Source organism: Methylobacterium sp. WL19 (assembly GCF_008040005.1).
Classification (GTDB): Bacteria; Pseudomonadota; Alphaproteobacteria; order Rhizobiales; family Beijerinckiaceae; genus Methylobacterium; species Methylobacterium bullatum.
The window spans coordinates 1-9,015 of the sequence record NZ_VRVC01000166.1 but is presented as its reverse complement, the minus strand read 5'-3'; the positions used below and the strand labels follow the sequence as shown (position 1 = coordinate 9,015).

The window sequence follows — 9,015 nt, the reverse complement described above, 5'->3', positions numbered from 1 at the left end:
GTAAATGGATTGGCTAGGGCATGGTCAACTGATATGGCTGTATATACTTCAAAAAAATGGAAAAAAGTTGTTGATGCAGGGTTCGCTAGCGATTCTGTATTCAGCAGAGATGAGACTTCCAAAATTATTCAGACAGCCAACGATCTTTGTCCAATATCGAAAGGAGATTTTATTGGCGAGACATGGCGTCGTCTCAAGCTCGGCGAACAGCGCGCACAGGAGATTGGACGTAAATATGGTATGTGATTTATAATTTTATCGATCATTCAGTAGAAATGGATAATAATCGATAAGATTATTGTAATTTTTCTACGTTGCTGCATGCGCAACAGGTAATTCGTCGACCTGCGTTGTGTAGCGAGGGCTGCGCATCTCGAACTTAGTCGACCACGTCCGCTTCGCCTCAAGGCCGGCCCGCGCCGGCACGACGGCGCCACGACCGAAGCGCCGATTGCACTCGTCCATGGCAGCCATCAGCGGCCCACTCCGCTCACGGTCGAGCTGTCCGATCAGAGCGCGTTGTCCGTTTTCCAGCGGCGCGAGGTCTGTGGTGATGATGCCTGCCTTGCTGAAGCGCCAGGGGCGGTCCCCTGGCGCCTCGCGCCACGTCTTCGCTACTCCGGCCCGTGCCGCCGTGATGAGGGCCAGCGTGTCGTTCGTAGCCTCCGGCAGCGTGACGGTGGTGGAGACCGAGCGCATCGGGTCGCCCCGGTCATGCTCTGACGTGTGGTAGAAGACGGTGACGTGGGTCGTGCCGAGGCCGCCGCGCCGCAGCTTCTCCCCGAGCCGGGTCGCATGCGCTGACACCGCCTGCTCCATCGTCTCCCGGTCCTCGATCCGGCGGGAGAACGAGCGGGTGACGGCACAGCCCTTCCGCTGTGCCGGCAGCTCTTCCAGCGGCAGGCAGGCAAGGCCCCGCAGCTCGTGGATGATCCGCTCCCCCACCACCGTCATTGCCTTACGGACGGGCCGGGGATCGAGGTCGCGTAGGTCCGCCACGCTGTCCACGCCCATGGCTTCGAGCTTAGCGAGGGAGGCCCGGCCGATGCCCCATACCTCGCCGACGTGGATGCGGCAGAGCCATGCCGCGCGCTCGTCCTCGTCCGAGAGGTCGCAGACGCCTTGAAGCTCGGGGATCGTCTTCGCGATATGGTTGGCGAGCTTGGCGAGGGTCTTGGTCGGCCCAATCCCGACGCAGGTCGGGATGCCGGTCCAGGCCCGCACCGTCGCGCGGAGGTCGCGGGCAAGCTCCCGGCGCCGATCCTCACGGATGTCCGAGATGTCGAGGAAGCTCTCGTCAATCGAGTAGATTTCTACCCTCGGTGCGAAGTCGCGGTACACCGCGTTCGCCCTAGCGCTCATGTCCCCGTAGAGAGTGTAGTTGGACGAGAACGCCCGCACGCCCTCGCGCTTGCATAGAGCCTGGATTTTAAACCAAGGCTCGCCCATGCGGATGCCGAGGGCCTTGGCCTCGGCAGTGCGGGCCACGGCGCACCCGTCATTGTTGGACAGGACGATCACCGGAACGCCGATCAGCTTGGGATCGAACACCCGCTCGCAGGAACAGTAGAAGCTGTTGCCATCGATCAGAGCGATGGCACGGGTCATCGGACCAGCCCGCCCCGGGCGATGTGCCAACGGATTGAGAACCGGACCACGCCCCATATCTCGGCCTCGGCGGCCTCTTCGACGGCGAAGGCGGGGAGGTCCGGGTTGTCGAAGGCGAGGCGCGCCACCCGCTCCTCAACGAGGAAGCGCTTTATCGACATCTGCCCGTCGACCGCGGCGACCACCACGCTGTCGTGTGTGGGCTTAAGGCTCCGATCCACCACGGCAAGATCGCGGTCGAAGATGCCGGCGCCACGCATGGAATCCCCGGATATGTTCCACGCGAACGTGGCGGGCGGGTTCGGCGCGAGCCAGCGCGGTAGCTCAAGGGCACCTTCGAGAAAGTCATCGGCAGGCGAGGGGAAGCCGGCACAGAGCGTCGGCCCCATGATCGGCACGAGGACAACACCTTCGCCGTCTCGCGCTAGCTCCTCGATCCGATACACGCCCACGACCGTCCCTCTTTCCGAATTAGAACGGAAAGAGAACAGACATCCTACGGGTTCCCGGTCAAGCTCGTTGTGAGGTAGTGCCGGCGGCAGCCGGCACCTCTGCGTCGTGGACAGGCGCGCTGTCGTCGGGCGGTTCAGTTCGTCCTATAATTTTGCTATCAGCAGACCTGATTGGCGTTAATCACGCAGAAATGAGGAAGCACCAACGATATCCATGATTATCGTTCGTCATAACGGTTGTGAACATCACCGAGATTACTCTACTGGGAAATCACTGGCCCTCAGAGAACCGCTATGACCGATCACATTGAAGATTTTCAGGCTGACTACATCGAACTCACGGCGGACATCGTCGCCGCCTACGTGTCCAATAATTCTGTCCCGGTCACTGCATTGGCTGACTTGCTGAGCAGTGTGCACACCGCGATCAGCGGCCTCAAAGCCGGAGGAGGGAGCGCATCGGCGCCGGACAAGGTCGAAAAGCTGACGCCTGCGCAGATCAAGAAGTCCATCACGCCGGACGCACTAATCAGCTTCGAGGATGGCAAGCCCTACAAGACACTTCGTCGGCATCTAACAATCCGCGGCCTGTCTCCCGAGACCTATCGGGCGAAGTACGGCCTCCCCGCCGACTATCCCATGACCTCTGCCGCTTACTCCGCCCAGCGGTCCGAACTCGCTCGTGCGCTTGGTCTTGGGCAGCAACGTCGGAAGGTAGCGAACGCGCCATCGGCCGACCCGGAGGAGACAGTCAGCAAGAAGGCCGCTCCGGCTCCTGAGAAGCCCAAGAAGGCCGGTCGGCCTCGTAAGGCGCCAGCAGCTTGATGGAAGCCCATGGACGGCGCCTAGGCCGTCCTGAGACCCACCACGGTTGATAGGGGAGGCGGGCTCAGCCCCGCCGCCCCGATCTGCTCACGGGGCCAGCGGGGTGGATCGTCCATCTCACAGGGAGCCGATACGCAACTTGGCTCGCCAGGATGATGCCGGCGAGCTGGTTATCAGACGAACAAGCAGGCTGAACCAGCCCGGCCCGGATCGGGACTAGGCCGCGACAGCCGGCAGTGGCTCGATGCGATCCAGCTCCGGGCCGATCTCGGAAAGCAGAGTTTCGCTCTCGAAATCGGCCTGTAGGTTGAGCCAGAGCTGATGCGACGTGCCGAAGTACCGGGCCAACCGAAGGGCGGTGTCGGTGCTGATGCCGATCTCCTCCTTCACGATGCGCTCGATGCGCGAGCGAGGAAGGCCGAGCGCCTTGGCGACCGCGCCAGCGCTCAGCTTGAGCGGCACCATGAACTCCTCGCGTAGGACTTCCCCGGGGTGGAGCGGCGCAAGGCGCTCGACGTCCTCCCCGGCCTCGAAGGCCTGGCGAAGGGTCGTGATGCTGATCATGTCGGACATGGCGGTTGCCTTCTCTGGCTAGTGATAGTCGGTGAACTCGACCCGCTCCGGCCCCGCATCGGTCCAGACGAAGACGATGCGGAATTGATCGTTGACGGCGATGGCATGTTGCCCGGCGCGATCCCCGGTCAGAGGGTGAAGCTTGTTCGAAGGCGGCGACTTCAAGTCCTTCAGCTCGACGGTGTTGTGCAATGCGCGAAGCTTGCGCCGGGCGACCTTGAAGAGGTCGGCTGGGAAGCCTTTCGGGCAGCGGCCCTGAAACACCGCCTCCGTCATCCGGTCGTGAAAGCTGCGGATCATCACGCCGTCCGTGTTGCATTCGTTGATACACGTATCGCTCATTGCAACAGCGACGTCAATCGAAATGCGCCACTCAGTGCAACAAAGCGTAGGAGGGGATGGGAGCTTGGAAACGAGCGAGCCCGGCCAGCGCGACACTGACCGGGCCCATAGGCTTCGCCCTTTGCCCCACTCGACCCATCCAGGCCGGCGACCGCAGCTCGGTTCCCATCAGGGAGAGCAAAGGCACGCTCCGCGGCAGCGCGCCATACGATCCAATGTGACGACGCCTCACTACATGAAGTCGAATCACGGGTAAATACTCGCTGAGGTAGGCGAACAGCGGGTCGAACCATCAGCGATACCGGCAGAACTTCAATGGATCGGCCGCCTGGACTGCGCATCTGCCGAAACATGGTGATAGGCGGCACTGTCACCTTGGCAGCGCCGTAGCCTACGGGGTAGGTGTCCCTGGCGCGACGAAGTAGCCGGCTCCTAGCCCCGCTCACGTCCCGCAACCCGCTGCTCCGGGTAGCTCTGGCGAGTAAGTCGGACGGCATGGCGGGTGGAGGGCAGGGGTCGCCTCAGGGCGCCCCTGCCTGCCCTCGCGCCCCGCGGCCTTCCATCACCACTCCCCGCTCACAGTCTACGATCCTGACGCCCCGTAAGGCCCCTGGAATAGGTCGCCGAGGGCCTTGCGCCTATGCAAGGTCACATGCCGGCGTCGGCGGTGCTCTGGACCGTCATGAAGGATGTGACAGCGCTGGCACCATGCCGCGAGGTTCGTGTTCCCGTTGACGGACGTGTCGTGGTTCCGATGTGCCGTCGCGAGGAACACCTTCGTCGTGCGGATCACCGCGGCGATCTCGGCCTCGCTCGGCTGTATGCGGAGCCGTCGACCGCGCCCGTCGCGCCATTGGCCGGCGCCGGCATCCCACCACCGGCCGTCCCCCAGGTGCAGGACGATCCGACCATGAGGTCGGCCGCACTGCTCGCACAGGCCCTTGGCACGACGGAACCGGATCACAGCGGAGAGCTGCGGCCAATCGATGGGATAGAAGAAGCGGTGTTCGCGGCGGATCGGCATGGGCTCGGCGGGCTCTAACGGGGCCAAGCGTGGCCGGCCTTGCCAGAGAGAGCAAGGCCGGCTGCTGACCCACATCCCGAGGGGATGGGGGTCATTGAGAACCGTTACGCTACGCGGCGGATGGGCCGGGTGGTTCCAGGGATCGCCTTGGACTTGGTCGACGTGGGAAGGAGCTTCTGCAGGTAGGGCAGAGACGCCGGATCGCGGGTCTTGAGGTATCCAGCGGCCCGCTTCGGGATCCACTCGTTATCCAGATAGGTGCGGAACAACGACAGCATAGAATAGGGGTACTGCCGGGCAGGCCCCTCCCACTCCGGCGTCGTGTGCAGGTAGAAGGTAAACGTGTCCGCCACGGTCGGGTGGTTGATCTTCAACCAATCCGAGAAGCAGCGGCCAACGCTCACATCCGGGCGGTTTTCCTTACCATCCGGTGCCCGGTCAGCCATGATACGACCGGCGTGCTCCAAACGGCCCCAGAGGTGCACGGTCAGCTCGTTGATGACCGAGAAATGCTCAGCATCGACACGGTCCCAATTTGCATTGTACCGGGCGATGAAGGCCGGGGTCCGGCCATGGTAGGAGCCAGTCTTGCGGATCGAGGGGAGAACCTCCCCCACGACCCACTTCTTGAAGGCCTTCGCGCTCGGCTTCCGGCTCGTCAGGATCAGGCTGTAGAGCCCGCTCTCGTTGATGATCATCACGTTCTGCGGACCGCCAAGGGTATCAATAGTAATGATACCCTTCTCCTCGGCATCCAGCCGAGCGGCAGTGGCGGACGGGTTGCCCAGTTCGAGCTTCCCACACACGTCCGAGAGCACGAACCAGGGCTCTCCCTTGCGATCAATGACGCGAAATTTATCGCGTTCGTGGTCCTCAAAAATTTTCATAACGTACTGCAACTTCTCATCCTTTCAGGGATTTAGGACGAGCAGAAACAGATAACTCCCTATTGACATGCCGCATGAAATACCCACATGGCACTCATCATAGAAACCCAATCTGCTCGACTCGCATAGGCTTTCGGTGTTGACGCACCTAAGGCCAGGAACTGCCTGCGACACTGCAAGCCGGTGACAGATGGGTATTGCCGAGGTTCGGTTCAAGAGCCCCGTTTACTAAAAATCTACTTTTGCTCCGGGCGACCCTGACGGGTCGCCTTTTTATTTTCTGTAACGCCCCCTCCTCGGGGAGGGGAGCTCGCTCAGAAGTTCTCGCCAGCTTCTTCGAGCTTCAAATCCCAAACCCGGGTGCCATGCGCGTCGGTCAGCCACGCATAGTCTGTGTTGTCGATAAACCGATCGACAGGATAGCGGCGAGCTGCCTGGATCGCCTCCTGAACCGACGAGGCTTCGATCACGTCATCCCACAGAGGTTGGCCTGGTTTGCCATCCGCATCACGCTTAGCGGCCTTCAAGCGATACTGAGCCATTTTGCACCTCTCCTTCGGTCCGTCTTAACGTGCGGAAGGTCTCCTTAGTTTGATGACACATCACAATCTTAATGTTCACCGCATATCTATATTCCATTAGGGCAAGCCCTTCTGGAACGTTCCAAGCCTAGACCTCGGCTGTTCCACAAGCCCACCCTTTGATTTTTGGAATGGGATACGGCATCACGTTTTAGATCCCAGTGGAATGGACGCATGCTCGTCGGATACGCGCGAACCTCGACCTTAGAGCAGGGCGCCGGCCTGGAAGCGCAGACGAGGGACCTCACGGCCCTCGGCTGCGCGCGCCTGTTCTCTGAGCAGGTCTCATCGGTTGGGGAGCGCCCGCACTTCGCGGCGGCACTCGACTTCGTCCGCGAGGGGGACACCCTCGTCGTGACTCGCCTCGACCGGCTAGCCCGCTCTGTCTCGCATCTCGGCACGATCCTCGATACGCTCACGGCGAAGGGGGTCGCCCTCCGCATCCTGAACCTTGGCCTCGATACCGGCACTCCAACCGGCAAGCTCATCCTGACCGTAATGGGCGGGATCGCGCAGTTCGAACGGGAAATCATGTTGGAGCGCCAGCGCGAGGGGATCGCGAAGGCGAAGGCCGCGGGCCGCTACAGGGGCCGGGCGCCGACGGCCCGGGCACGGGCGGCCGAGATCGAGGCCTTGGCCGCTCAGGGGCTCTCTATGGCAAAAATCGCGAAGCAGCTTGGGATCGGCGTGGGGTCGGTCCACCGCTGCCTCCGCAAGCCGGACAGTACTTCTGTGGCCCCCTAGCCACGCTCGATGTTTTCTCTTTGTTCCCGACCCTGAAGGCCTCGCGTAGGCCAGGGTGATGCGGCAGATTGAGGATGCAACCCCCTTCCCGGCCATCCTCTCCATGCTGCTGATCGCTTCTCGGAACGCCCTGCACCATCATCGCGAAGTCGCAGCGGTAGTACTCACCTATGGGATGTTCGCAGGCGGGATGTTACTGCTAGCCTGGGCTATCGCCTGACGTATGGCCGCCTCTCGACCGCTTGGGCGGCCGGGGGTTCGTTCCACGATGCTTAGCTTAGGATCGACGTAATATCAGTGCTCTCGGCAATGAGTAGGGCATGCTTCTCAGGAGACGTCCACCCTAACTCCGGAGCCGAAGCCTCATCGTTTTGGTATCCGGGCAGAGGAAAGCCCCGCCGCCCCGATCTGATCACGGGACCGGCGGGGAAGTACCTCAACGGCTTCCGTTTACAACGAAACCCATGGGGCCCTTCTTCGAGGTTTCCCAGGGCTTACTAGCGTAAACCCCACCAAGCCAGCCGATCATGTAGTCGAAAGCCTCATGAGGACCGCTGGGATCGCTTACATCGTACGTGAACTGTCCGCCGGTCTCGCCTCCGATCTCCATGCGGCATATGTTGCCTTCGATTTCGAACTCGATTGGAAAAAAGTATGCACTCTTAGGATAAGAGTTTACCGCCATATCAACAACGAGCTTGATCCCTGCGACCCACCTTCCATTGTCAGCCTTAACTAATGTAGCTGTCGTTTGCGTTGCGGGAATTTCGGTAAGCTTATGAAAACCATCTGATTTAATCTCGGCCTCAGCTACAGCTACATATTTTACCTTCTTAGGCTGGTCTACACCATCAGAATAATCATCATAATACTCTGGCGCCTCAATGTATTTTCGGAACTGATTTGTAAAAGCGTTCATATAAATTGAACAGTTCATACGATATTCCCAATGGGCATTACGCCATGCGCTGTGCTGTTGCTGCAAATCTGTAAATCGGCTCATAGATTTCTCCTTTGGCCGAGAGACTATCTTCATCTGTTTGTAATTACTAGAACCGCCCAAACCCAGGATCACGAAATCGGCTCCGGGCGTTGAGCGATCCCATCGCTACATAGCGAGATGGGTAGTAGGGCAGTTTGTAGCCATGACCGCAGATGTATTGGATCCGTTCTAGGAGATTGCCTACTATCGCCACACAGATAGAAGCTGCCGATGCGAAACCGGGATAGCTGGGATCGTAAAAGAAGTGTACAAGCTAAAAGGAAATTCCCTTGTGGAAGATGTATGTCGCCGGTCTGATCGGCGGAGTAGCAAGCCTAACCGTTGCTGCGTTAACTCCAATATTAACTTGGATACCTGGCAAAATGTCAGAAGTCAGCGCCGATAACGTCTTGTCACAATTGGAAGTCAAGGCTTATCCAGGAAGAAAGTTAAGTCCCACAACATTTCAAGCGGAATGTTACGGTAAAAGGGAGTTAATCGTATCTGGCTATTGTCAGATAAATAATGGCGGCGGCACTATACAAAATGTTGGTAGTGTTGATGGTGTATATTTTACTTGTGTATATAGCAACCCAGCAGATGCTACGGCATATGCCCTCTGCCTCCGCCGTAAAGATTAAAATTAACCTATGCCTTTGAGGCGCAAACGAAGACCGAACAACACTATATATTTAAAGGGTTATGACAGATTACTCTCCTGCCTTGCATCCAAAGCCGTCCTGTCCAAGCCGTGGCAAGTTTTAGGGTTTATGTTCCGTAAAAGGGGTCCTTAAGCGGGCGTAAGGTTCCCCTGAATAACCCGCGGGCAGCACTTGCAGCTAAGCCCCTCATGACTCATCGATTCTCCGGTCGACGCACCGAACCGGAGGAACGAGGAACCATGCTCATCGCCGTCCAAGCCCACGTCCACGCTGATCCCGTCGCCGCGGTGATGCGCGCCCGCCCGCCCCGGCGCCGGGCTGCCCTGGCGCAGCTC

At 59.7% G+C, this 9,015-nt stretch carries 12 protein-coding genes; 4 read left to right on the top strand and 8 right to left on the bottom strand.

The genetic code is table 11. From position 1 onward, the window contains the following. Positions 1-246 (top strand): hypothetical protein (locus FV220_RS25670; RefSeq protein ID WP_187273502.1); only part of this gene is annotated, 246 nt, incomplete at its 5' end. A 63-nt stretch (positions 247-309) separates the two neighbouring features. Here the strand turns inward: FV220_RS25670 and FV220_RS22595 are convergent. Both FV220_RS22595 and umuD read right to left on the bottom strand, forming a co-directional pair. Then, a complete protein-coding gene (locus FV220_RS22595) occupies positions 310-1,608 on the bottom strand; it encodes a Y-family DNA polymerase (protein ID WP_147833310.1) in 1,299 nt (432 codons plus the stop codon). After that, complete coding sequence (umuD, locus tag FV220_RS22590) at positions 1,605-1,997, bottom strand: translesion error-prone DNA polymerase V autoproteolytic subunit (protein WP_147833312.1); 393 nt, start codon at positions 1,995-1,997, stop codon at positions 1,605-1,607. Before umuD ends, FV220_RS22595 begins: the two co-directional genes overlap by 4 nt. Positions 1,998-2,354: 357 nt before the next feature. On the opposite strand from umuD, the gene FV220_RS22585 reads away from it, so the two are divergent. After that, positions 2,355-2,885, top strand: coding sequence for a MucR family transcriptional regulator (locus FV220_RS22585; RefSeq protein WP_147833309.1), 531 nt, complete (start codon positions 2,355-2,357; stop codon positions 2,883-2,885). 216 nt (positions 2,886-3,101) lie between these two features. Here FV220_RS22585 and FV220_RS22580 read toward each other — a convergent pair whose 3' ends face one another. The 5 genes from FV220_RS22580 to FV220_RS22560 form a co-directional block, all read right to left on the bottom strand. Next, positions 3,102-3,458, bottom strand: a complete 357-nt coding sequence (locus tag FV220_RS22580; protein WP_147833308.1) for a HigA family addiction module antitoxin — start codon at positions 3,456-3,458, stop codon at positions 3,102-3,104. An 18-nt stretch (positions 3,459-3,476) separates the two neighbouring features. Then, a complete protein-coding gene (locus FV220_RS22575; protein ID WP_147833307.1) occupies positions 3,477-3,758 on the bottom strand; it encodes a type II toxin-antitoxin system RelE/ParE family toxin in 282 nt (93 codons plus the stop codon). 625 nt (positions 3,759-4,383) lie between these two features. Beyond that, positions 4,384-4,824, bottom strand: coding sequence for a hypothetical protein (locus FV220_RS26255; RefSeq protein WP_147833306.1), 441 nt, complete (start codon positions 4,822-4,824; stop codon positions 4,384-4,386). A 104-nt stretch (positions 4,825-4,928) separates the two neighbouring features. Further along, positions 4,929-5,723: a BRO family protein gene (locus tag FV220_RS22565; protein WP_210245968.1), complete on the bottom strand. Its 795-nt coding sequence runs from the start codon at positions 5,721-5,723 to the stop codon at positions 4,929-4,931. Positions 5,724-6,025: 302 nt separating this feature from the next. Next, on the bottom strand, positions 6,026-6,253 hold the full coding sequence (locus tag FV220_RS22560; protein WP_147833305.1) for a hypothetical protein: 228 nt from the start codon (positions 6,251-6,253) through the stop codon (positions 6,026-6,028). 213 nt (positions 6,254-6,466) lie between these two features. On the opposite strand from FV220_RS22560, the gene FV220_RS22555 reads away from it, so the two are divergent. After that, entirely contained in the window at positions 6,467-7,036 is a 570-nt protein-coding gene (locus FV220_RS22555) for a recombinase family protein (RefSeq protein WP_147833304.1), read from the top strand. 436 nt (positions 7,037-7,472) lie between these two features. Here the strand turns inward: FV220_RS22555 and FV220_RS22550 are convergent, their stop codons facing one another. Further along, positions 7,473-8,111: a hypothetical protein gene (locus FV220_RS22550; RefSeq protein ID WP_147833303.1), complete on the bottom strand. Its 639-nt coding sequence runs from the start codon at positions 8,109-8,111 to the stop codon at positions 7,473-7,475. 197 nt (positions 8,112-8,308) lie between these two features. On the opposite strand from FV220_RS22550, the gene FV220_RS22545 reads away from it, so the two are divergent. Then, complete coding sequence (locus tag FV220_RS22545) at positions 8,309-8,659, top strand: hypothetical protein (protein WP_147833302.1); 351 nt, start codon at positions 8,309-8,311, stop codon at positions 8,657-8,659. Positions 8,660-9,015 lie beyond the last annotated feature (356 nt).